The sequence below is a fragment of the Streptosporangium sandarakinum genome, from assembly GCF_013409935.1.
Classification (GTDB): domain Bacteria; phylum Actinomycetota; class Actinomycetes; order Streptosporangiales; family Streptosporangiaceae; genus Streptosporangium; species Streptosporangium nondiastaticum.
Genome location: NZ_JACCCO010000003.1, coordinates 1,262,448 through 1,287,336, shown reverse-complemented (window position 1 = coordinate 1,287,336; position 24,889 = coordinate 1,262,448). Strand labels below are relative to the sequence as shown.

General features: G+C 75.1%; 11 protein-coding genes. 7 read left to right on the top strand and 4 right to left on the bottom strand.

The annotated features are described in order from the left end of the window. Nucleotides 1–5: 5 nt before the first annotated feature. Nucleotides 6–2,984: an AfsR/SARP family transcriptional regulator gene (locus tag HDA43_RS32015; RefSeq protein ID WP_179828253.1), complete on the bottom strand. Its 2,979-nt coding sequence runs from the start codon at nucleotides 2,982–2,984 to the stop codon at nucleotides 6–8. Between the two features lie 209 nt (nucleotides 2,985–3,193). On the opposite strand from HDA43_RS32015, the gene HDA43_RS32010 reads away from it, so the two are divergent. Further along, nucleotides 3,194–4,201, top strand: coding sequence for a M23 family metallopeptidase (locus HDA43_RS32010; RefSeq protein ID WP_179828251.1), 1,008 nt, complete (start codon nucleotides 3,194–3,196; stop codon nucleotides 4,199–4,201). Between the two features lie 494 nt (nucleotides 4,202–4,695). Here the strand turns inward: HDA43_RS32010 and HDA43_RS32005 are convergent, their stop codons facing one another. Then, nucleotides 4,696–5,619, bottom strand: coding sequence for an SDR family oxidoreductase (locus tag HDA43_RS32005; protein ID WP_179828249.1), 924 nt, complete (start codon nucleotides 5,617–5,619; stop codon nucleotides 4,696–4,698). A 172-nt stretch (nucleotides 5,620–5,791) separates the two neighbouring features. Between HDA43_RS32005 and HDA43_RS32000 the strand changes: the two genes are divergently transcribed. From HDA43_RS32000 to HDA43_RS31985, 4 genes are read left to right on the top strand one after another with little or no spacing between them, the layout of a single operon-like run. Beyond that, nucleotides 5,792–9,094 carry an FtsX-like permease family protein gene (locus tag HDA43_RS32000; RefSeq protein ID WP_179828247.1) on the top strand — a complete coding sequence of 1,101 codons (3,303 nt, stop codon included), beginning with the start codon at nucleotides 5,792–5,794 and terminating at the stop codon, nucleotides 9,092–9,094. Further along, nucleotides 9,091–11,721, top strand: a complete 2,631-nt coding sequence (locus HDA43_RS31995) for an FtsX-like permease family protein (RefSeq protein ID WP_179828245.1) — start codon at nucleotides 9,091–9,093, stop codon at nucleotides 11,719–11,721. Before HDA43_RS32000 ends, HDA43_RS31995 begins: the two co-directional genes overlap by 4 nt. Then, nucleotides 11,718–12,740, top strand: a complete 1,023-nt coding sequence (locus HDA43_RS31990; protein ID WP_179828243.1) for an ABC transporter ATP-binding protein — start codon at nucleotides 11,718–11,720, stop codon at nucleotides 12,738–12,740. The genes HDA43_RS31995 and HDA43_RS31990 overlap by 4 nt, the downstream gene beginning before the upstream one ends. After that, entirely contained in the window at nucleotides 12,733–13,470 is a 738-nt protein-coding gene (locus tag HDA43_RS31985) for an ABC transporter ATP-binding protein (protein WP_246424769.1), read from the top strand. Before HDA43_RS31990 ends, HDA43_RS31985 begins: the two co-directional genes overlap by 8 nt. Before the next feature lie 68 nt (nucleotides 13,471–13,538). Here HDA43_RS31985 and HDA43_RS31980 read toward each other — a convergent pair whose 3' ends face one another. Beyond that, complete coding sequence (locus tag HDA43_RS31980; RefSeq protein ID WP_312873645.1) at nucleotides 13,539–16,964, bottom strand: phosphodiester glycosidase family protein; 3,426 nt, start codon at nucleotides 16,962–16,964, stop codon at nucleotides 13,539–13,541. A 501-nt stretch (nucleotides 16,965–17,465) separates the two neighbouring features. Between HDA43_RS31980 and HDA43_RS31975 the strand changes: the two genes are divergently transcribed. Together HDA43_RS31975 and HDA43_RS31970 are read left to right on the top strand one after the other, a co-directional pair. After that, complete coding sequence (locus HDA43_RS31975) at nucleotides 17,466–20,012, top strand: M4 family metallopeptidase (protein ID WP_312873644.1); 2,547 nt, start codon at nucleotides 17,466–17,468, stop codon at nucleotides 20,010–20,012. A 186-nt stretch (nucleotides 20,013–20,198) separates the two neighbouring features. Then, a complete protein-coding gene (locus HDA43_RS31970) occupies nucleotides 20,199–22,760 on the top strand; it encodes a M4 family metallopeptidase (RefSeq protein ID WP_179828232.1) in 2,562 nt (853 codons plus the stop codon). A gap of 87 nt (nucleotides 22,761–22,847) precedes the next feature. Here the strand turns inward: HDA43_RS31970 and HDA43_RS31965 are convergent, their stop codons facing one another. Further along, a complete protein-coding gene (locus HDA43_RS31965; protein ID WP_312873643.1) occupies nucleotides 22,848–24,686 on the bottom strand; it encodes a S8 family serine peptidase in 1,839 nt (612 codons plus the stop codon). Nucleotides 24,687–24,889: the final 203 nt, after the last annotated feature.

The following is a 24,889-nucleotide window of genomic DNA, read 5'->3' as shown; positions in this document are numbered from 1 at the left end:
GCCGGTCACCGGCCCGGGGGCGGCGCGCAGGCCGCGGACCGGATCCCGCCGCCCGCCCCGCCCCGCAGCTCCTGCCGGAGCGCACGGGCATGGTGCAGGTAGTCGCGGGCCAACCCGGTACGGCCGGCCGACCGGTGCAGCTCCCCGAGCCGCTGGACCGCGGCGGCCTCCCCGCTGCGGTCGCCGAGCTGCTGGAAGATCTCCAGGGACCGCTGGAGCTGCGCCGAGGCGTGCGACCGGTCGCCGCGGGTCACCTGCAGGCCGCCCAGGTTCTGCAGGGCGTAGGCGCCGCAGTGCCGGTCGCCGAGCTCCTCGAAGATGTCCAGGGCGTACCCCTGGAAGCGCATCGCCTCCTCGGCGTCGGCCGCCAGGTCGTGCAGCCGCCCGAGCTGCATCGACACGCACGCCTCCCGGTGCGGGTCGCCGATCTCCCTGGCCAGCCGCAGCGCCCCGCCCAGCCAGGCCGAGGCCCGGCCCAGGTCGCGCAGGACCAGGCAGACCCGGCCGACGGCCTGCCGGACGTAGGCCTCGCCGCCGCGGTCCTCCAGGGCGGCGAAGATCGCGAGAGCCATCCGGAAGTGGCCGAGCGCCTCGACATGGCGGCCGCGGAAGTGGTCCACCGCCCCCAGCCCGCAGATCGAGACCGCCTCCCCGCGCGCGTCGCCCAGCTCGCGGAAGATCACCCGGGACCGCGCGAACATCTCGCCCGCCTCGGCGTAGCGGTCCTGGTAGAGGCCGACCTGGGCCAGGCCGCGGAGCATGGCGGCCTCCCCGCCGCGGTCACCGGACCGGCGGGCCGCCTCCAGCGCGGCCCGGTGCGTGCTCCGCCACTCGTCGAAGTGGCACCGCAGGTCGAAGTAGGGCACCAGGGCGGCGGCGAGTCCCCAGGCGGCCCCGGCGAGCCCGGCGTCGGCGGCCAGCCGTACGGCCTCCACCAGGGTCTCCCGCTCGGCGTCGAACCACGGCAGCGGGTCGGCCGGCAGGCTCGCGGCGGTCTCGCCGTCCGGCCGCCAGCGGGGCTCGCCCGCCGGGGCCAGGCTGAACAGGGTGGTCGGCAGCCGCGCCATGGCGCTCCCGGCGAGGACGGTCCACCCGTCGAGCACCCGGGCGAGGGCGTCCGTACCACCGGCGCCGCCGGGGCCGCCGGCCAGCTCCCGGGCGCTGCACCGGGCGAGGCCGGGCAGTAGGTAGCGGGGCCGGCCGAGCGCGTCGGTCCCCGCGAGCCGCAGCAGGTTGGCGTCGACGAGGGCGTCGGTGACGTCGTCGGCCCGGTCCCGGCCGAGCACGGCCCCGACCACCCAGCCGGGCAGCGGCCTCGCCCCGAGGAGGCCGAGCGCCCCGAAGGCCCGGGCGGCGTCGCCGGGCAGCGTCCGGTAGCTGCGGTCGAAGCTGCCGCGCACCTCCAGGTCCCCGGCCCGCAGCTCGCCCAGGCGGTTCGCCTCGTCCGCGAGCCGCCGCCGCAGCACGGCCAGCGGCCAGCCGGGCCGCGCGGCCAGCCGGGCCCCGGCGATCCTGACGGCGAGCGGCAGGTGGTCGCAGGCCCGCAGGATCTCCGCGGCGGCCTCCCGCTCCCGGCGCACCCGGTCGGCGCCCGCGATCCTGCCCAGCAGCTCCTCGGCCTCCGCGGGGGTGAGGGCGTCGAGGTCGATCTGCAGCGCCCCGGGCAGCTCGGTGATGCGCCGGCGGCTCGTCACGACGACCGCGCAGCCGCTGCCCGGCAGCAGGGGCCGTACCTGCGCGGCGTCGGCGGCGTCGTCGAGCACCACGAGCGCCGGCCGCCCGGCCAGCAGCGACCGGTACAGCGCGGAGCGCTCGCGGGTGGTGGACGGCAGGCCGGCTCCGCCGGTCCCCAGCGCGCGCAGCGCCTCGGCCAGCAGCTCGCCGGGGTCGGCGGGGGTGGGCGCGGTGCCGCCGAGGTCGAGGTAGAGCTGCCCTCCGGGGTAGGCGCGGCGTACGGCGTGCGCGCAGTGGACGGCCAGCGCCGTCTTGCCGGCTCCCGGCGGACCGGCCACCACCGCGACGGCCGGCGGCCCGTCCGGCGGCCTCCTCTCGCGGGACAGCGCCCGGGTGAGGGCCGAGACGGTCCCGGTCCGGCCGGTGAAGTCCGGGACGTCCGGGGGGAGCTGGCGCGGGACGGTGACCGGCGGGGACGGCGCGGCCTCCGCCGCGGGCCGCCCGGCCAGGATGTCCGCGTGCACCCGTCGCAGTCCGGCGCCCGGCTCGACGCCCAGCTCGGTGACGAGCTGCCGACGGGCCGCGGCGTATGCGTCCAGGGCCTCGGCCTGCCGCCCGGCGGCGTCCAGGGCGAGCATCAGCCGCCCCCAGAGGTCCTCCCGGAAGGGGTGCTCCCTCAGCAGCCCGCGCAGTCCGGCGACCGCCTCGGCGTGCCGCCCGCGCTCCATCCGCAGGACGGTCAGCTCCTCGGAGGCGGAGAGCCGCAGCCCGGCCAGTGACTCCAGCCGGGCGTCCCACAGGGGGCTGCCGGGCAGGTCGGCCAGCGGGGCGCCGCGCCACAGCGCGAGCGCCCGGTCCAGCAGCCCGGCCGGGTCCTCCGCCCGGCCCGCCGCCTCCGGCCCGCCCTCCGTCCCCGATGCCGCGTCCCCGCGGGTCTCCGCGTCTCCCCCGGCCCGCGCCGCCGCCCGCGCCCCGGCCACGAGGTCCTCGAAGAGGAGGACGTCGAGCTGCCCGGCGGGCACCTCGAACAGGTAACCGGACGGCCGGGCCAGGATGCGGGCGCCGCCCGTCGCGCCGAGGACCGCGCGCAGGGAGCTGACGTAGGTGCGGAGGTTGGCCAGGGCCGACCTCGGCCGGCTCAGCGGCCACAGGATCTCGGCCAGGTGGTCCGCGGCGACCGCCCGGTTGGCGTCGAGCAGCAGCGAGGCCAGCAGGATCCGGGACTTCGTGCCCGCGATGCGCAGGGGCCGCCCCGGGGGGCCGACCTCCAGCGGGCCGAGCACCCTGAACGCGGGCCGATCAACCGCCATGACCGCACCTACCTCTCACGGGAGGCGTCGCAACCATTTCACCGGGCCGTATCACCCGGGGCTGACAGGGCTTTATAGGGATTCTGGATGTTTCATATGCGCCGCAGGCCGACGCTGGTCCGCAGCGGGAGCCTTCCGGAAGATCCAACAGACAGTGCATGGCGCCGGTCAAGGCTCTTCACCCCCCGCATCTCGCGGAAAGGATCGATATGAGACTCACAGGAGTGCTCACCACGGGATTCGCCCTGCTGGTCGGGCTCGCGGGCGCGACCGCGGCCGCGCCGGGCGCCGTCGCCGCGACGGGACTCACGGCCGTCACGGCCACCGCGGCCGTCACGGACTACGACCCGGAGCTCGAGGGAGCCGACCCGCCGAACGACCCGTCCGTCGAGCTGCCGCCGACGACGCTGGCGACGCCCAGCTTCCAGATGCCCTTCCCCTGCGGGCAGTCCTGGACCGGCAACTCCAGCGCGAGCAGCGCCCACCAGTCGTGGGAGATCGACTTCAACCGGGGCGGCACCGCCGACGCGGACAAGGGCGACACCGTCGTCGCCGCCGCGGCGGGCACCGTGGTGATCTCCGCCCACCAGGGCTCGACCAACGGCTACGGCAACCTGGTCAAGATCGACCACGGCGGCGGCTGGAGCAGCTACTACGCGCACCTGGACACCCGGTCGGTCAGCGCGGGCGCCACCGTCAGCCAGGGCCAGAAGATCGGCACGGTCGGCAACACCAGCAAGCCGGGCAACAACATCTCGCCCCACCTGCACTACGAGGTGCGCCTCGGCACCAGCTACCCGTCCAACATCCAGAAGGCCGTCTTCAACGGCACCACGTTCGGTTACCCGGCCCAGACGCTGACGTCCAAGAACGGCTGCGGCTCCGGTGGCACCAACCCGTACACCGCGCAGGAGGTCTGCGGCAGCGGCTACAGCGTGATCGACAGCGCCGCCCTCGGCACCGCCGGCACGGTCTACCTGCTCTACAACTCCTCCAACGGCTACAACTGCGTGGCCACCCTCAAGAAGACCTCACTGGGCACGGACACCGCCACCACCGCCTACCTGGAGGTCCAGGGCAAGACCCGCGTCACCGACTCCGGCAGCTACGGCTACTACGCCGGACCGGTACGGGCCGCCGCCGCCGGCCAGTGCGTCAAATGGGGAGGCAAGGCGGGCTCCTCCACCTACGACAGCCCCTTCGAACACTGCGGCTGACGGGCCGGGCCCGAGGGCCTGCCCTCCCCTGAGGGCCTGCCCTCCCTGAGGGCCTGCCCGCCTCCGAGAGCCGGCTCCCCCCGAGGGACGGCCCTCCCTTGAGGGCCGGCCCGAGCCGGGAGCAGGCCCGAGCCGGGAAGCCCGGACCCCGCCGGGAACCGGCGCCGTCTGAGCCCCGGCGGACCCCCGCCCGGAACACCACCGGGACGCCGCGGGGGGCCCGCCGGACGGACCGCCTCCGCCACCCGTGGCCGGAGGCGGTCCTTTCATGTTCCCCGGACCGGGGACACGTCCCGGGCCCGGCGCCACGACCGGCCGGGGGACGCGGCTCAACCCGGAATCGTCCCCCGAGGCGTCCCGATGACACGCCGTGGAGCCCCGTCCACCCAGGGATACACCGAGATCAAATGCGATATCCGGAATATCCCTGGGTTCCGCGCGCGATTGTCAGACGGCATTTCAGATATTTCCGGATATATGGATATTCCGGGTTGTCAGGCGTCGCGGCCGGGGACGCGGCCGTTCTGCAGGGCGTTGGGCGCCGCCCTGGCCACCAGATCCGGGATCACCGCGCCCAGCTCGGCCGGCTCCCAGCGCGATCCCTTGTCCACGCCCGGCCCGGCGTGCCAGCCCTCCGCCACGCTGATCGAACCGCCGCGCACGTTGAAGACGCGGCCGGTGACGCCCGCGGCCTCCGCGCTGGCCAGCCACACGGCCAGCGGGGCGATGTCCTCCGGGTGCAGGTCGCCGAAGCTCTGGGTGGCGCCGACGCCCCTGCCGGGCGCGAGGTTCTCGGTCATCCGGGTCAGCGCGGTGGGGGCGAGGGCGTTGACGGTCACGCCGTACCGGCCCAGTTCCTGGGCGGCGATGACGGTCAGCGCCGCGATGCCCGCCTTGGCGGCGCCGTAGTTGGCCTGCCCGGGGTTGCCGTAGATGCCCGACGAGGACGTGGTGTTGATGACGCGGCCGTGCACGGGCGCGCCCGCCTTGGAACGCTCGCGCCAGTGGGCGGCGGCGTGCCGCAGCGGGGCGAACGTGCCGCGCAGGTGGACCCGGACCACCGCGTCCCACTCGTCGGCGGTCATGTTGACCAGCATCCGGTCGCGCAGGATGCCCGCGTTGTTGACCAGGACGTTCAGGTCGCCGAAGTGCTCGACGGCGGCCCGGACGAGCCTGCCCGCGCCGTCGAAGTCGGAGACGTCCTCGCCGTTGACGATCGCCTCGCCGCCCAGGGCGCGGATCTCCTCGGCGACCTCGTGGGCCGGTCCGGCCGACGCGCCGGCGCCGTCCACCCCGGCGCCGAGGTCGTTGACGACCACCCTGGCGCCCTGGCGGGCGAACTCCAGCGCGTGCCCGCGCCCGATGCCCCGGGCCGCCCCCGTGACGACGACCACCAGTCCCTCGACGATGCCGCTCATCCGTCCTCCTTCGCGGGGACACGCCCCAACCGAATGTCACGATTTCGATATCACATCGGGGTTGCCCGGCAGTATCGGGTCGATCACCGTATCCGCCCTCATATTGATCATCCGTCTTCCCGACGGGAGCGTGCGTACATCGGGGTGTGGCGCGCACACGGGAGGCGGTTGCATGCGGGGGCTGACGCCGTTACCGCTCAGACGCGCCCTCGGCGAGCCGCTCCTGCTGCTCGCCGCCCTGGGTGCGGTCCTGCTCGCCACCACGGCTCTCGCCGGGCTGGCCGGGTACGCCGTCTCGGCGACGGACGCCGGCGTGCGCCGGACGCTGGGGACCGTGCCGGCGGGGACCGCCGCGACCGTGGTGACCGCCCCGGTTCGCGGCGGTTCCTTCCCCGCCACCGACCGGGCGGTGCGCGCCCAGGCCGCGGCGACCTACACCGGCCTGCCGGTCGAGGTGACGCTGAGCGCGCAGTCCGACTCGTACGCGATGCCGGGCCAGGAGCGCAGGAAGCGGCCGGAGCTGCTGCGCTTCGGCGTCCACCGGGGACTGCGGGAGCACGCCCGCCTGGTGCGGGGCTCCTGGCCGGCCGCGGGACGCGACGGGACGGCCGCGGGGCGCGGCGGGACGGTGGAGGCCGCGGTGACCGGGGCGGTGGCGAGCGCCACCGGCTTCTCCGCCGGGGACGTGATCACGGTGGAGGGGCGGCTGGACCACCGGAGGGTACGGGTCCGGATCACCGGCGTGTTCGAGCTGGACGATCCGTACTCCGACCGCTGGGACGGCGAGCCGCTGCTCACCCGGGGTTCCGAGGTCGGCGACTACGTCACCCACGGGCCGCTGATGGTGCCCGAGGAGACGTTCGTCGCCCGGTTCGCGCCGGGTGTCACCGCGCGCTGGCTCGTCGTGCCGGACCTGCGGCCGGTGCCGCGCGAGCGGCTGCTGCCGCTGGCCGCCGGGGCCGGCCGCTTCCAGGAGGCGCTGCGGGCGCGGCCCGGCTGCGAGGACTGCTCGACGGCCACCCGCCTGCCGGACCGGCTGACCCGGCTGGCCACCGCCACCCTGGTGGCCCGGTCCACGATGCTGGTTCCGGTGCTGGAGCTGCTGCTGCTCGCCGCCTACGCGCTGGTGCTGACCGCCCGGCTGCTGGCCGACCACCGGCGGATGGAGACGGCGCTGCTGCGCTCCCGCGGCGCGGGCACCCGATGGCTGGCGCTGGCGGCCGCGGGCGAGGCCCTGCTGGTGACGCTGCCCTGCGCGGTCGTCGCGCCGCTGCTGGCCCCCTGGCTGCTCCGCGCGGCCGGGGCGCTCACCGGCGCCGATGTACGGCCCGGCCCGGAGGCCGGGCCGGTGATCCACACCGTGTCCGCGGCGGTCGCGCTGGGCTGCGCCGTACTGCTCACGCTGCCGGCGCTGCGCGGCGCCCGCCGGACCTACGTGGCCGACCAGGCGGCGCGCGGGCGCGGCGAGCGGTACGGCGCGGCGCAGCGGGCCGGCGCCGACCTGGCGCTGCTCGGCGTGGCCGCGCTCGCGGTCTGGCAGCTCCGCCGCTACGGCTCGACGGTCACCGCCACCGCCGGGGGCGGCCTCGGCATCGACCCGCTGATCGTGGCCGGTCCCGCCGCGGCCCTGCTGTGCGGCGGGCTGCTGGCGCTGCGGGTGATCCCGCCGGTCTCCCGGGTCGCCGAGCGGATCACGGCGCGCCGCACCGGGCTGGCGCCCGCGCTGGGCACCTGGCAGGTGAGCCGCCGGCCGGCCCGCCGCTCGGGGCCCGCGCTGCTGCTGACCATGGCGGTCGCCGTCGGCGTGGTCAGCGTCGCGACCGTCGCCACCTGGCGGGCCTCCCAGCGGGACCAGGCCGGGCACCTGGCCGGCGCCGACCTGCGGGTGGCGTCGCCGCCGAACGGCGTGGCGCTCGGGCCGCTCGGCCGGGCGGCGGCCTACCGGGCGCTGCCCGGCGTGGTGTCGCTCAGCCCGGCCTACCGCGCCGGGAGCGACCTGGCGGGCGAGGAGGTCACGCTGCTGGCGGTGGACGCCGCCGACCTGCCCGGCATGCTCAGGCTGCGCCCCGACCTGTCGGCCGACCCGGTGGCGGCGCTCGCCGCCCGGCTGGCCGCCGCGCGGCCCGACCTGCCGGGGCTGCCGATCCCGGGCCGGCCGGAGCGGCTGACCCTGCGGACCCGGCTGACCGTGGACGACCCGGCCCTGGCCGACGAGTACGGGGCCGTCCCGCTGACGCTGGTGATCGCCGACGCCGAGGGGGTCCGGCACCCGGTGCGGGTCGTCCTCGGACCGGGTGAGAGCCGGCCGACGGCGGACCTGTCGGCCCTTCGCGGCCGCGCCGGCCGGCTGGCCTATCCGCTGACCGTCGCCGCGATCGTCCTGGACGTGCCGCTGCCGGCGACGGGCAGCGGCCTGGAGCTGGCCGTGGAGCGGATCGAGACGGACGCGGGCACGGCGGTGACCCCGCCGCCGGGGACCCGGCTGGCCCACGGCGCCGCGACGGGGTACGCCGCCGAGCGGCGCTACGACACCGGCCGGGGGCTGTTCGCGATCGGGTTCGACGCCCCCGCGCCCCGGGACCCGTACGACGCGCTCGCGCCGCAGCGGGTCACGTTCGTCCCGGTCCGCGCGGCCGTCCCGGACGCCGGCCTGTTCACCGCCGAGGGCTCGCCGCAGGGCCCGTTCCTCGGCCCGCTGCCGGTGGTGGTCACCGCCGACCTGGCCGCCGGGCGGAACCTCACCACCGGGTCGCGGGCCACGGTGACCCTCGACCGGAGGCCCACACTGATCACGGTCGCCGGGATCGTGGCGAAGGTGCCCGGCACGCCGCCGGACCGGCCCGCCGTACTGGTCGACTGGCGGACGATGCAGTCCTGGGACCTGCTGGCGCACCGGGCCCCGCGCCCGCCCGCCGAGTGGTGGCTGGGCACGGGCGGGGCGGACACCTCGGCCGCCGCGGCCGAGCTGGGCCGCCACCGGGAGTGGGACGTGACCGTGGTGGACCTGTCGTCGCTGGCCCGCGGCCTCCGGGACGACCCGCTGGCCGCCGGGCTGCAGGGGGCGCTGGTCCTCGGCTTCCTCGCGGCGCTGGTCTTCGCCGCGCTCGGGTTCGCGGTCGACGCCGCGGTGACGCTCAGGGAGCGGGCCGCCGAGTTCGCCGTGCTGCGCGCGCTCGGCATGGGCTTCCGCCAGGTGCTCGGGCTGCTGCTGGTGGAGCAGGCGTTCCTGATCGGCCTGTCCCTGGCCGCCGGGGCGGCGGTGGCGTTGGCGGTCGCCGCCCTGGTGGTGCCGCACCTGGTGCTGACCGGCCAGGCGACGGCCGTCACCCCGGAGGTGACGCTGGAGATCCCGCCGCTGCCGGCGCTGGCCCTCCTCGCCGGGGTGGCCGCGCTGCTGCTGGTGATCGTCGCCGGGCTGGCCGGCGCGCTGCGCCGCGGGGCGGGCCGCGCCCCGCTGATCGGGGAGGACCGGTGAACCCCTGGCCGCTGGTGCGGGCCCATCGGGGCGTCGCCGCCGTGCTGCTGCTGCTGACGCTCAGCGCCTGCCTGCTGCTCGCCGCCGTCCCGAAGGCCACCCGGTCCGCCTACGACGGAGCGCTGCGCGACCTCGCCGCCACCGCGGCGGCCGGCGTCGGCGACCTGGTGGTGGTCAGCCCCCGCCGGGCCGGCCCGGACGCGCCGGTCACCCGCGGGTCCCTGCTGGCGATGGAGCGGAGCCTGCGGGCCGCCCTGCCCGCCGAGCTGTCCGCCGTGACGGCCCCGCCCGGTTCCGGCTCCGGCCACCATTCCCTGCGCAAGACCCGCGAGCCGATCGCGTCGGTGGACGGGGAGCCCCGCAACTACCAGTACCTCGATCTGGGCTGGCTGTCGGACGCCGCGGCGCGGGTCCGCTACGTCGCCGGCCGGCCGCCGGGCCCGCCCGCGCGGCTCGGCGGCGGGCCGCTGCTGGAGGTGGCGCTGGCCCGCGAGCCCGCCGCGGAGATGCGGCTGGGCGTCGGCGCGACCGTGTTGCTCGGCGGGCCACAGCCGCTGGCGGCCCGGGTCAGCGGCCTGTTCGAGCCGGTGCGGCCGGACGACCGGTACTGGCAGCACAACACCTCCGTGCGGCGGGTGGTGAAGGTCCGCCCGCGGGGGGCGGACGTGGACGACCGGTACGTCACCGGGCTGGTGTCCGACGCGAGCCTGCCGGTGCTGGGCCGGCTGTACGCGAACACGACCTACCGGTGGGTGTTCGACATCGATCGGCCCGCGTTGCGCGCCGCGCGGATCCCGGAGCTGGCCGAGGCGGTGCGGGCGTTCCGCGGCGCCGTGCCGGTCGCGATCCGCGGGTCCTCGCCGGGCGCGCTGGAGACCTCCTTCGACGAGCTGCTGACCGGCTACCTCGGCAGGGTCCGCTCCGCCGACGCCCTGCTGCTCCTCGTCCTCGGCGGGCTGATGGCCGTGGCGCTGGGGGTGATCGCGCTCGCCGTACGGCTGCTGGGCGACCGGACGCGGCCGAGCCTGGCGCTGGCCCGCGCCCGGGGCGCCTCCCTGGCCCGGGTCGCCGCGACGGCCACGGCGGTGACCTCGGCGGCCGCCGTGCCGGGCGCCGCGGCGGGATACGCGCTGTCCTACGCGGTGCCGGGCGAGGTCCCCGCGGTCACGCACCTCGGGCCGCTGTCCGTGGTGGCGGCCGCGGCCCTGTTCGCCGCCGGGCAGGCGGTCGCCGCCCACCGGCTGCCGCTCGGCGAGCGGCGCGCCGACGTCGCGGCCGCGCGGCCCTCGCCCCGGCGGATCGCGGCGGAGGCGGCGGTCGTCGTGGTCGCCCTCATCGGCGCCTACCTGCTGCGCTCGCGCGGGCTCGGAACGGGGACGGGCGGCGCTTCCGGGCCGGGCGGCGGTTCCGCGCCGGGGACGGGTGAAGGGACCGATCCGTTCCCGCTGCTGGCGCCGGCCGGGCTGGCCGTGGCCGCGGCGCTGGTCGTGCTGCGCTGCCACCCGCTGCCGCTCCGCCTGGCCACGCGTCTGGCGGCCCGGACGCGGTCGGCCGTCCCCTTCCTCGGCCTGGCCCTGGCGGCCCGGTCCAGGCCCGTCTCGGCGCTGCCGGTGCTGGTCCTGCTGCCCGCGCTAGCGGTGTCGGTGTTCGGCGCGACGGTCTCCGGCGAGCTGACCGCCACCCAGGAGGCCGCCGCCTGGCAGTGGGCCGGGGCGCCCGCCCGGCTGGACGCCGACCTGCCCTTCTCCCCGGAGACGATCGAGCGGGTCCGGCGCGTGCCGGGGGTGCGGCGGGTCCTGCCCGCGACGCGGACCTCCGTACGCCTGGGCGAGGAGTTCCCGACGGCCACGGTGCTGGCGGTGGACGTCCGCGCCTACCGGGCCGTGCTGCGCGACGCGCCGGTCGTCCTGCCGGACGCGCCGGTGCTGGTCTCGCCGGAGCTGGCGGGCCGCGGCGCGATCGACGCGCCCGGCGTCCCGCCGCGCCTGTCCCCCGGCGGGGTCGTCACCGGCCTGGCGGCTGCGTACGGCAGCGGCCCGCTGATCGTGGTCCCGCCGGGCGGCGCCCTGCCCAACACGCTGCTCGTCGAGGGCGACGGGCTGGACGGCGGGCGGCTGCTGGCGGCGGCGGCCCAGCCCGGGGCCCTGGCGCGGACCTTCGAGGGCGCGCTCGCCGAGATCACCCGGACCCCGCTGACCACGACGTTCCGCCGCGCCCTGGCGGTCGTCACGGCCGCGCTGGCCTGCTACGCGCTGGCCGCCGTGGCCGTCGCCCTGGTGGCCGGCGCGGCCGACCGGGCCGGGGCGCTGTCCCACCTGTGCGCCCTGGGCCTGCCCGAGTCCCAGGCCCGCCGCCTGACCGTGCTGGAGGTCTCCCCGATGATCCTGCTGTCCACCGCGGCCGGGCTGCTGCTCGGCCTGGCCCTGCCCGCCGTGCTCGGGCCGGGCCTCGACCTGCGCGTCTTCACCGGCGACCTCGCCGCGGCCGGCCGGCCGCCCGGCCCGGCCGTGCCGGTCCTGCTGGCCTGCGGAGTGGCCGCGGCGACCGTGCTGGGGGCCTTCCTGCACCCGGTCCCCGGCCGCCGGGGCTCCCTGGGCACGGCGCTGCGGGCGGGTGACCTCGGGTGAGCCTGCCGCGGGAGCCCGCGCTGGCCGATCTGGAGGCGGAGGCCGCCCGGCACCGGCCCGCCTTCGGCCGGGACGCGCACGTGCTGTGCGACAACCTGGTCCGCATCTACAAGACCGAGGGCGTCGAGGTGGTCGCCCTGCAGGGGCTCGACCTGGTGATCGACGCCGGGGAGCTGGTCGCGATCGTCGGGGCCTCCGGCTCGGGCAAGTCGACCCTGCTGAACGTGCTGTCCGGGCTGGACGTGCCGACCGCCGGGGTCGCCCGGGTGGCGGGGGTGGACCTGCTGTCGATGACGGCGCGCGACCGGCTGCGGTACCGGCGCGAGGTGGTCGGCTTCGTCTGGCAGCAGACCACCCGCAACCTGCTGCCGTACCTGACCGCCGCGGAGAACGTCGAGCTGCCGATGCGGCTGGCGGGCGGGCGCCGCCGCCGCGACCGGGCGGCGCGCGCCGGCGAGCTGCTGGAGCTGCTGGGCGTCGCGGACCGCGCGCGGCTGCGGCCCGGGGAGATGTCCGGCGGCGAGCAGCAGCGGACGGCCATCGCCGTCGCCCTGGCCAACGCGCCGAAGGTGATCCTGGCCGACGAGCCGACCGGCGAGCTGGACGGCGAGACGTCCGAGGAGGTGTTCGCCGCGCTGCGCCGGGTCAACCGCGAGCTGGGCGTCACCGCGGTGATCGTCACCCACGACCCGGCGGTCGCCGGGCGGGTGGACCGTACGGTCGGCATCAGGGACGGGCGGACCAGCAGCGAGACGCTCCGGCGGGCGTCCTCCGACGGGCGGATCGTCGCCGAGGAGTACGCGGTGCTCGACCGGGCCGGCCGCCTGCAGCTGCCCCGGGACTTCACGGCCGCGCTGCGCATGGAGCGCCGGGTCCGCCTGGCGCTGGAGCGCGACCACATCGGGGTCTGGCCGCAGGACGCCGAAAGGGAGCCGGGAGGGGCCGCGGACGGGCCGGAGCCGGGTGGAGAAGAGCGAGGGGGCGCCGTGAGCGGGCCGGGGAGGACCGGGGATGGGTGAGCCGCTGGTCGTCGCGGAGGGCCTGCGCAAGGTCTACCGGAGCGGCCCGAAGGAGGTCGTGGCGCTGGACGGGGTGTCCTTCCACGCCGTGCCGGGCGAGCTGGTCGCGATCCGCGGCCGGTCCGGGTCGGGCAAGACCACCCTGCTGAACCTCGTCGGCGGGCTGGATCGGCCGGACGCGGGGCGGGTGACGGTCGCCGGGCACGAGGTCACCGCCCTGCCGGAGGACGGCCTGCGGGTGCTGCGCCGGGACGTGATCGGGCACGTCTTCCAGTCGTTCGGGCTGATCCCGATCCTGTCGGCGGCCGAGAACGTGGGGGTGCCGATGCGGCTGGCCCGGGTCCCGGCGGCCGAGCGCGAGGAGCGCGTCCGGGTACTGCTGTCCCTGGTCGGGCTGGACGGCCACGCGAACCAGCGGCCCCACGAGCTGTCCGGCGGCCAGCGGCAGCGGGTGGCCGTGGCCCGCGCGCTGGCCAACCGGCCCCGTCTGCTGATCGCCGACGAGCCGACCGGCCAGCTCGACTCGCAGACCGGGCGTCAGGTCATGCGGCTGATCCGCGCGCTGGTGGGCAGCGAGGGCGTCACCGCGCTGGTCGCCACGCACGACCCCGGCCTGATCTCGCTGGCCGACCGGGTGCTGGAGCTGCGTGACGGCGTCCTGCACGGTGACGACTCCCGCGGTGACGGCCCGCGCGGCGGCGAGGCCGGAGCCTCCGCCGCCGCGCCCTGACCGGCGGCCCCGTACGCGACGGGGCCGGTCCGGTCCCGTACGCGACGGAGCCGGACCGGTCCCGCGGGTCAGGCGGCCGAGCGGGCGGCCAGCTCGACCGTCGCCCGGCGGGTGACGCCGTTGACGGTGACCGCGACGACGACCTGCCCGGAGCGCAGCGCGGTGAGCGTGCCGGTCTCCGGGTCGAGCACCGCGACGTGCCAGGGCTTGGCGCCGGCGCGGGAGCCGACGTGCAGGTTCGGCGAGCCGGACCAGTCGGCCGAGACGGGGTGGGCGACGGGCACCCGGCGTCCGTCCTGCGTCACGGCCGCCGACACCTCGGCGGGCCGGCCGATCTCCACCGAGGCGGGTGCGGTGAGGGTCAGCTCGTCGACGTGCGGGCGGACCTGCGCGCCGATCCACTGCGGCGCGTCGGTGAACCAGTTGCGCCGCACGTGCTCGGCCTCCTTCTCCGTCACCGGGTCGACGCCCCACAGCGACCAGCCGGTGAAGCCGCCGTCATCGGCGGCGGTGGCCGGGTTCTTGCCGGAGTTGCCGTTGATGAAGTACGGCACGGCGTCGACCCGCGAGGCGTGGAAGGTGCCGACGTGGCCGCCGATGAACGCGGCGCCCTTGCCGGTGACGCGCTGGAAGTCGGCCAGCCAGCCCTCCACCAGCGCGGCCTCCTTGCGGTCGCCGAGCTGGCTGCCCTTGCCGGGCGTCGGGTCGCGCGGCGGCACGTGGAACAGCACGGTCACCGAGCCGATCGAGGGGTCCTTCGCGGCCGCGTCGAGCCGCTCGCGGAACATCGCCATCTGGTCGAACCCGCCGCCGCGCAGGTTCAGGCGCGAGGTGTCGAGGGTGATGAACCGGGTCCCCTTGTGGTCGAAGGAGGCGTGGGTGTCGCCGAAGACGGCTTCGAAGTTGTCGATCTTCCCGCCCATCACCTCGTGGTTGCCGGGCACGTAGCGGTACGGCAGCTCACCGCCGAGCTCCTCGTCCAGGATCCGCTTGGCCAGCGCGAAGTCCTCCGGGGACGCCTCGTCCACGAGGTCGCCGTCGATGACGAGGAAGTCGGGCTTCGCCGCCCTGACCTCGCGCAGGGTGCGGCGGACGTTCGCCACGATGTCGCTGTCGGGGGACCGTCCCACGAACTGCCCGTCGGACATGACGGCGAACCGCCACGGCATGGCGGCCACCGCGGCGCCGCTGCGGACGACCGGGTCGGCGACCTTGGGGGCCGCCGGGGCCGTCACCTCCGGCGTCACCTTGGCGACGAGCCCGTCGACGGTGATCTCGCCCTTGTAGCTGTGGTCGGCCGCGGTCTCGGCGACGTAGAAGCGGCGGAGCTTCAGCGGGTGGTTCACACCCGGCGGGACGGTGAACTCGACGTACTTCCAGCCGGTCCAGGTGAGGTACGGCCCGCGCAGGATCTGCGACTGGCCCTGGGCGTCGTAGAACTCCAGGCTCGGCCACTCCCCGTGCCCGGCCGAGTTGATCCACATGCCGAACGCCTGCGGCTGGCCCGGCACGATGATCTGCGCCGGAGGGCTGGCGTAGGCGGCGCGCGTCGCGGTGGACTGCGTGAAGTCGTAGCTGAGCTTCAGCCCGCCGCCGTCGTGGCCGGGGGCCGCCGACAGCGACCCGGTGGCCCGGGCGGCGGCGAACGTCCAGGAGGCGGCGTCGTCGAAGGCGGCGACCGGGACGTCCTGGTAGCCGACGGTCACCGGCACCGCCGCGCTGATCTTGCCGACGCGTACGGTGACCAGGCCGGAGCCGGTCCCCTTCCTGGCCTTCACGGTGAACAGGCCGTGCTCGGCGGGGGTGACGTCGAACAGGGCGGCGTCGTAGTCGAGGCGCACGTCGGCGGGCTCGACGGGCGCGGAGTTGCCGTTGCGGTCGTAGCCGACCACGCCGAAGGAGCCCGTGGCGCCCTCGCCGGCGAGGCCGACCCGGTCGGCGGTGGCGCCGAGCCGTTCCAGGGGCTGCAGGACGGTGAGCTCGATCTTCCCGGTGGCGCCGCCGCGCGAGGCGGTGACGGTCGTCTGTCCGGGCACCAGGGCATGGAAGACGCCGTCGCGGCCGACGAGCCCGTGCACGGCCGGTGTGGCCCGCCAGGCCGCGTCGCCCTTGGCCGGGCCGTACGTCTCGTCGTAACCGGCGGCGGTGAGCCTGCGGGTGAGGCCGGGGAAGACGCGCTCGGTGCGGCCGCCCGCGACCGGGCCGGTGCCGGGGGCCCTGGCCGGGTCGGCGGCGGTCTCCACCCAGAAGCCCTTGAGCTTCCCGCTGCCCTCGGGGGCGTAGATGGCCAGGCCGTTGGGGACGTGGCGCTCCTCGCCGTCGGAGGGGCTGTTCTCCACCTGGGCGTCGGCGGAGCCGGGCTCGCGGGCGAGCATCGTGGAGGAGCCGCCGCCGTCGAAGTTGATCGCGTCGTGCGCGCCGAGCTCGGTCATCATCCCGGCGAGCTCGTCGAGGGTGACGCCGCGGCTGTCGGCCTGACGGCCGTCCACGGTGAGCAGGTACATCTTCCGGCCGTCGGCGGAGAACCCGACGGCGGTGCGGGGGTGGGCGGCGTTGTCGGAGGAGTGCTGGACGACGCCGTCCTTGACGAGGATCGTGCTGCCGCCGACGGCGGTCCGCACGGCCCGGCCGTCGGAGGCCTTGGGCTGGTACCTGACGTCGACGCGGTCGCCGGGCTTCAGCGCGGCCAGCGCCGCCGCCCCGGCGTCGCGGCCGAGCAGGATCGAGGTGCCGGCCGGGATCGGGCCGCTCCCGGCGGCGGAGCGGACCTCGGCGACGGCGCCGTCGCGCAGCACGACCTCGGTGACCGAGGCGGCGCCCGCGACCGCGCGGCCGCGGTCGTAGGAGCCCCACAGCGGGGTGAACAGGCCGACGCCGCCGGCCTGGATGAGCTGGTTGAACTGGGTCAGGGTGATCGGGGCGCCGCCGTCCGGGGTCGCGGTGCCGTCGAAGTTCATCTGCAGCACGCGGCCGATGCCGTCGGGGGTGATGGCGACGGCGTTGGAGTGGCCGGCGACCGGCGACTGGACCAGCTCACCGTCGCGGACTCCGGCGCCCTGGGCCGCGCCGGAGTTGTTGATGTCGAAGAAGTCGCCGTTGACGGCGGCGACGGCGCGGGTGCGCCGTACCGGGCCGGACAGCGGCTCGGTCTTCGAGACCTCCCCGGAGGAGACGTAGCCGACGCGCGCGCCGCCGGTGAGGTCGGCGGTGATCGCGTCGGCGCGCAGCCAGCCGGCGGCGTCGTAGGTGTCGAAGGAGGTCAGCGTGACGCCCGGCGCGACGGGCCTGGTCTTCCTGTCGGTCTCCAGCCGCTGCGCGCCGGGGGCGACGAGCAGGGTGGAGGTCTCCCGGGCGGAGGAGGCGGGGGCCGCGTCCTCGACGAGGGCGGGCTGCGGTGGCCGGGGGTCGGCCTGGGCGGGTCCGGCGGCGCCGAGCGCCAGCAGGGGGGCGATGAGGGCCACGGCCGTGAGGCGGGGGTGGTGACGTGAACGCACGATCGAACTCAACCGCGTCATGGTTACAAGTTTCAAGTCTACAAAGTGTCATAAAAGAAAATTTCACGATCTCCGCGGCGGCGCGATCGTCCCGGCCCGCCCACGCCGCTCGCCCTTCCCGCCCTCCTTCCCGCCGCTCCGGCTCCCGCGACCTCCCGGCCCCGCACCCCCAGCGCCCCCGGCATCCAGCACCCAGCACCCAGCACCCAGCACCCAGCACCCAGCACCCAGCACCCAGCACCCGAAGATAACCGCATTTGTCATGCCGGAACCGGCTTCACGCCCTTATCTCCACGAAATTCTTCCGTTTCTCAAATCCTTTATGGTGCCAATTTTCCCATCCTCCCTAAAATGCCCCGAAGGCGTTGACGAACGCGCCAAAGCCGCCTCATGTCCCGGAAATCCGGCTGGACGCGGATATCCTCCGGAAGAGCCCGTGATCATCATCCAGGAGGACCGGGAGGTGATCATCGCAGTAACGTCCAGGAAAAGGAGCAGCGCGTGAAACGCTCCATCAAGTTCACGCTATTGACCGCGATAACCGGTATTTCGCTGATATCCCCCGTCACGCCGGCGGTGGGCCGCGCCGTTCCCGCCCAGCCGCCCGCCCCCTCCCCCGAGGACCCGCGCACGTCGGCGGACCGCTTCATCCAGTCGCAGCCGCCCCCCCTGTTCACGGCCCCCACCGACGAGTTCCACCGGCAGGAGGACTTCGTGGGCGCGGGGGGCCTCCACTACATCCCCTACACCCGCACCCATGACGGCCTGCCGGTCTTCGGCGGCGACTTCGTCGTCGTCAGCAACAACAACGGCGGCCTGCTGAGCACCTTCATCGCCCAGCGTCAGCCGCTCACCCTGGACACCACCCCGGAGATCACCCCGGCCCGGGCCGCGGCGATCTCCCGGAGGCAGATCACCGATCCCCACCGGGTCTCCGCCCCGCGACTGCTGGTGCTCGCCCGGGGCTCCGGACGGCTGGCCTACGAGACCGTCGTGACCGGCCGGGACCGCACCCAGGGCTTCGTCTCCACCCGGAGCAGCAGGATCCCGAGCAAGATGCACGTCTTCGTCGACGCCAAGACCGGCGAGGTCATCTTCAAGGACGACGAGGTCAAGACCGAGGACATCGTGCGGCCCTCCTCCGAAGCCCCCGGGACCGCCGGGACCGCCGGGACCACCCGGGAGCCGCGCCGGGCCACACCCGGCGACGGGACGGGCTACTACAACGGCCCGGTCGCCATCGGCACCTCCAAGTCCGGCACGACGTACTCGATGACCGACTCCACCCGCTCGGGCGTCCAGTGCGGCGGTCAGAACGGCTCCGCCTACACCAAGTCCACCGACACCTGGGGCAACGGCTCGGGCACCAGCCTGGAGACCGCCTGCGTGGACGGCCTGTACGCGGTGAACGCCGAGTGGGACATGCTCAGGTCCTGGCTCGGCCGCAACGGCATCAACGGCACCGGCGGCGGCTACCCGGTCCAGGTCGGCCTGGACGACGTCAACGCCTACTGGACCGGCGAGTACGCCAACTTCGGCCACACGCAGGACGGCCGGCGCCAGGTGACGCCGATCGACGTGGTCGCCCACGAGTTCGGGCACGCGATCTTCCAGAACACGCCCGGCGGCGCGATCGGCGACAACGAGAAGGGCGGGCTCAACGAGTCCACCGGCGACATCTACGGCGCGCTGACGGAGTTCTACGCCAACGGGAAGGCGCCCTACGACACACCCGACTTCAGCGTCGGTGAGAAGGCCGACCTCGTCGGGGGCGGCCCGATCCGCTACATGTACAAGCCGTCGCTGATCTCCGGCAACCCCGACTGCTACTCCTCCTCGGTCCCCGGCCTGGAGGTGCACGCCGGGGCCGGGGTGCAGAACCACTGGTTCTACCTCCTCGCCGAGGGCAGCAACCCGACCGACGGTCAGCCGGCCAGCCCGACCTGCAACAACACCACGCTGACCGGCATCGGCATCCAGAAGGCCGGCCAGATCTTCATGAGCGCGCTGAACCGCAAGACCGACACCTGGACCCACCAGCTCGTCCGCAAGGCGACCCTGCAGGCCGCGCTGGAACTGTTCCCCGGCTCCTGCGCCGAGTTCAACGCGGTCAAGGGCGCCTGGGACGCCGTCAGCGTCCCGGCCGCCTCCGGCGAGCCCACCACCTGCACGGGCGGCGGGAGCAGCGGGGGCGGGGGCGGCGTCAGCGACTTCTCGCTGACGCTCAACCCGCAGACGGTGAGCGCGCAGCCCGGGCAGCGGTCGACGGTCGCGGTGACCACGCAGACGACCTCGGGGAGCGCGCAGCGCGTGACGTTCTCGGCCTCCGGCCTGCCGTCGGGCGCGACCGCCTCCTTCGACCCGGCGTCGGTGACCTCCGGCGGCTCGTCCACCATGACGATCACGGTCCCCGCGGGCGTCTCCTCCGGCAGCCACAAGGTGATCGTCACCGGTGACGGCTCGGGGCTGGACCGTACGGCCGCACTCGTCCTGACGGTCGGCGCGGCGGGCGGCATCGTCTTCGACGACACCTTCGAGACCAGCCTGAACTGGACGGCGAACCCGAGCGGCACCGACACCGCCACCGCCGGCCGGTGGGAACGCGGCGTCCCGCAGCCCACCTCCTCCGGTCAGACCCCGCTGCAGCTCACCGCCTTCGCTGGCCGGAACGACCTGGTCACCGGCCGCCTGGCGGGCGCCTCGGCGGGCGACTACGACATCGACGGCGGGACGACCACCGTCCGCTCGCCGGAGATCACGCTGCCGCCCGGGAAGCTGACGCTGACGTTCTCCTGGTATCTCGCCCACCTGGACAACGCCACCGGCGACGACTTCTTCCAGCTCAGGGTCCTGTCCGGGACGTCCAGCACCCTGGTGTTCCGGCGGCTCGGCTCACCGGTCGGCCGCCCCGGCGCCTGGCAGGCCGCGACGATCGACCTGTCCGGCTACGCCGGCAAGCCCGTCCGGCTGCTGTTCGAGGCCGCCGACAACGCGACGCCGAGCCTCATCGAAGCCGCCGTCGACAACGTGCGGATCACCAGATCCTGAACCGGCTCCGTCCCGGCCCGGTCCTCTCCCGCGGGCGAGGACCGGGCCGGGCGGACGGGTGCGGAGACACCCCGCTCCGCGTCCCACGCGGCGGCGCCCTCCGTGAGCCGGCCGTACGGCGGGCGCGGGCGGCCGGTGACCGTGCTCCGATCCCGTCCGGACCGTCACCTGAGAAAAGGAAGCGTGATGAGACGTTCTTTCATCTCCGTGTTCACCGGCCTTCTGGTCGCCCTGTCCACCGCGCCGGCCGCGCCGCCCGCGCCGGCCCTCGCCGATCCGGCTCCGGCCTTCACCGATCCGGCCCCGGGGTCCTCCGCCATCCGGCCCACCGAGGACCAGCCCCTGGTGGCCGCCGATCGCATGATCGACGCCCGGCCCGACGCCCTGCACGCCTCGGAGAAGGACGAGTTCTACCACAAGGAGGTCATCGCCGGCCTGAACAACACCTTCTACGTCCCCTACGAGCGCACCTACAACGGCCTGCCGGTCATCGGCGGCGACTTCGTCGTGGTCACCAACGCCAGCGGCGGGGTGCTGAGCACCTCCGTCTCCCAGACCGAGACGCTGAACCTCTCCACCGTCCCCCGGCTCACCCGCGTCCGGGCCTCCCGGATCGCCCGGGCCCAGCTGCCGCGGGTGACGGCGTCCACCCGCCCGGAGCTGGTGGTGCTGGCCCGCGGCCGCGGGATCCTCGCCTACCGGGTGATCGTCACCGGCCGGAAGGCCAATGTGCCCAGCAAGCTGCGCGTCCTGGTCGACGCCCGCACCGGCGAGGTGCTGGAGAAGTCCGACGAGGTCATGAGCGAGGAACCGGCCGGATCGGCTCCCCGCCGCACCACGGCGCCCGAGCCCGCCCCCTCCCCCGCCCCGGCGTCCACCACGACGCCCGTCCCCATCTCCGGGCTCCCCGCACCCGTCTCGTTCCTCTTCGGGCTGGGGACGAGCTACTACAACGGCCCGGTCAGCATCAACACCAGGCAGCTCAACACGACGTACTCGATGAGCGACGCCGTCCGCTCGGGGGTGAGCTGCGGCGGCCAGAACGGCTCCGTATTCGTCAGCGCCGACAACAGCTGGGGTGACGGCTCGGGCGGCAACCTGGAGACCGCCTGCGTGGACGCCCTGTACGCCATCGGCAAGGAGTGGGACATGCTGGGCGCCTGGCTGGGCCGTAACGGGCTCAACGGCACCGGCGGCGGGTACCCGGCGCGGGTCGGCCTGAACGAGGTCAACGCCTACTGGGCCGGCAACTACGCCAACTTCGGCCGTTCCGCGGACGGCCGGCGCCAGGCCACGTCGCTGGACATCGTGGCCCACGAGTTCGGCCACTCCGTCTTCCAGACCACCCCGGGCGGCTCGACCGGGAGCAACGAGAAGGCGATGCTCAACGAGTCGACCGGCGACATCCTGGCCACGCTGACGAAGTTCTACGCCAACGAGCAGCCGCCCTACGACGTGCCGGACTACGCCATCGGCTCGAAGGCCGACCTGCTGGGCGGCGGCCCGGTCCGCTACCTGTACAAGCCGTCGCTGGTCACCGGCAACCCCGACTGCTACTCCCCCTCGGTGCTCACCCTGGAGCCGCACGCCGGGGCCGGGGTGCAGAACCACTGGTTCTACCTCCTCGCCGAGGGCAGCAACCCGACCAACGGCCAGCCGGTCAGCCCCACCTGCAACGGAGGCCGGGTCACCGGCGTCGGCAACCGGAAGGCCGGGCAGATCTTCATGAGTGCACTGTTGCGCAAGACCGACACCTGGACCCACCAGCTCGTCCGCAGGGCCACCCTGCAGTCCTCGCTGGAACTGTTCCCCGACTCCTGCGTCGAGTTCAACGCGGCCAGGGCCGCCTGGGACGCCGTCGGCGTCCCGGCCGCGCCGGGCGAGCCCTCCGGCTGCGTGTCGGGCAACGACTTCGACCTGTCCATCGACCCGGCGTCGGCCGGCGTGGAGCCGGGACAGGAGGTCACCGCGACGGTCACGACCCGGACCACGGCGGGCGACCCGCAGGCCATGAAGTTCTCGGTCTCCGGGCTGCCGGACGGGACGGCCGTCTCCTTCAGCCCGGAGTCGGTGTCCTCGGGCGAGTCCACGAAGCTGAGCGTCCTGATCCCGGCCGGCGCGCCGCACGGCTCCTACAGCGCGCAGATACTCGCCGACGGGGCCCACCTCGACCGGACGGTCACCTTCACGATCACCGTCGACGGCGGTAGCAACCTCGTCTTCTACGACGACTTCGACACCGACCTGGGCTGGGCGGTGAACCCGAGCGGCACCGACACCGCCACCGCCGGCCGGTGGGAGCGCGACGTCCCGCAGCCCACCTTCTCCGGCCGGGTCCCGCTGCAGCTCGCCGCCTCCGCGGGTCAGTACGACCTGGTCACCGGCCACCTGGCGGGCAACCGGCCGGGAGCCGGCGACGTCGACGGCGGCGTGACCACCATCCGGTCCCGGGAGATCGCCCTGCCGCCCGGCACGCTGACGATGACGTTCGCGTGGTACTTCGCCCACCTGGCCAACTCCAGCGGCAGGGACCACCTGCGGGTCCGGGTGGTCTCCCCGACCCGGGACACCGTGGTGCTCCAGCGGTACGGCGCCGCCACCCTCCGGCCCGGCCGGTGGCAGACCGCGACGGTGAACCTGTCGGACTTCGCCGGGCAGACGGTCCGCATCGTGGTCGAGGCCGCCGACGACATGCCCGACAGCCTCGTCGAGGCCGGGATCGACGACGTGCGGATCACCACGTCCTGACCCGGTACGCCGTGCGGCCCCGGCCTCCTCGGTGAGGCCGGGGCCGCACGGCGTGCGACCTCACCGAGGACGCCGGGGCGGGCCGGATCAGCCGACGGCCCGCAGGGCGTCGACGACGCCGTAGCCGAAGAAGCCGTTGCGGATCGAGGTGCCCTCGCACACCTGGGTCGTGGTGATCTCCCCGCCGCCGATCAGCCGCCGGACGTAGGTGTGGGCGGCCGGGACGGGGCAGGGCCGCCGGGTGGCGGTCGTCCTCAGCCGCCGCTCCACGACGTCCGGGGAAAGGGTCTTGCCGCCGTGCACCGGGTCGGGCACGCCGTACCGGCTGACGATCAGTGCCGCCACGCCGGCGGCGCGCGGGGAGGCCATGGAGGTGCCCTGGAGGTACTCGTAGTAGCCGCAGACGCGGCCCCGGCAGCTGCGCACGACGTCGTCTGCCCGGGGCGAGCCGTCGGGGGCCAGCTCACCCTTCTTCTCGGCAACCGCCCTGGGATAGGCCGCGAGCGTCGCCCTGGTGATGTTCTGGGTCCGGCCCTGCGTGTCGTAGACGTCGCCGCCGGGGGCGGCGAGGTGGACGTAACCGTCACCGTAGTCGGAGTAGTACGCCTTGCGGCCGCTGATGCCGGTGGCCGAGATCGCGATCACGTGGTCCCCCTCGCTCGGCATGGAGAGACAGCCCGGCGAGATGAGCCGGTTGCGGGACCGCTGCCCGGCCACCCGGGCGAAGTCGGGGCTGGCGATGTCGAGGACCTGCTTGGTGTAGTCGCTGGCGCCGTTGCCCACGGCCGAGACCAGGGTGACGTTCCGGTCGTGGGCGTAGTCGAGGGCCCGCTGGACGGCCGTGATGACCGTCCGCTGCTCCTGGCGCTCCTCAGGGGTGTCGGCGGGGTTGTCGGTGCAGTTGAACAGCCAGGGGTCGACGTAGTAGCTCATGTTGACCACGTCGACGCCGTTGTCGGCGGCGTAGGTCAGCGCGTCCACGGTCGGCTGGAGGAAGAAGTAGCCGCTGTCCTGGCCGACCCGCAGGCTGACGATCGACGCGCCGGGCGCCACGCCCGCGATGCCCAGACCGTTGATCGGGGAGGCGATCGAGGACGCCACGTGCGTGCCGTGGCCGTTCTCGTCGACGGTGACCGGGTCGGTGCAGGACTTGTCCGGCTCCTGCTCACACGGGCCGTCGAGCTCCTTGCCGTTGGCGTCGGCCGGCACGTCGACGGTGAAGTTGCGGCTCAGCGTGAAGTTGTAGTTCGCCGCGATGTCGGGGTGGGTGGCGTCCACGCCGGTGTCGAGGACGCCGACCAGCACGTCGTGGGTGCCCCGCGACCGCCGGTAGGAGCCGGTGACGGTCGCGTGGATCTGCCGCATGTCCCACTGCCTGCCGGCCAGCGGCTCGGGCCGGAGGGCGGTCGCGCCGGAGTCCGCGAGATCGGGATCGTCCCCCCGGGCCGTGGCGTACCGGGCCTCCCCGGGACCGGCCTCCCCGGGACCGGCTTCTCCGGCGCCACGGGCGGACGCGGCACGGGGGGCGGAGGAGACGGCGGCGGACAGGAGCCCGCCCGTCCCGCCGGCCCCGGCGCGGCCCTCCCGCCCGGCCCGTCCCGGCCCGGCCGGCTGCGGGACCCGGCCGATGACCACGTCGCGGGCGACGCCCTCGATCCGGGGATCGGCCCGGAGCGCGCCGGCGAATCCGGGAGAGGCCGCGGTGACGGTGGCGACGCCGACGGCGGTGTTCTCCCTGACGACGGCGCCGCCCGCCGCCAGGACGGCCCGCCGGGCGTCGGCGGCGCTCACGCCCCATCGGTACAGGACCACGTACTCGTTCCCGCGCCCCTCCCCGGGCGCCGTGTCCGGCCTCCGCGCCTGCGCCTGGACCGCCAGTGTGGCCGCGGCGAGGGCGGCGGCGGCGATGACGATGACGCGCTTCACGCATACCTCCGTGTCGGGTTCTCCTCCCGCCAATGCGAATTCACCGGCGGGGCGATGCATAGGCCAGGGAATTGCAACCCGGTACGGCAAGGCAAGGACCGGCGGCTTTTCGCGCCGTGTCCGGACGTTAAGCGTGCCGGAGCGTTAACCGCGCCGCCATGTCACCACCAGCATGTTCCTTTTTCGGAAATGTTCCTCTAACG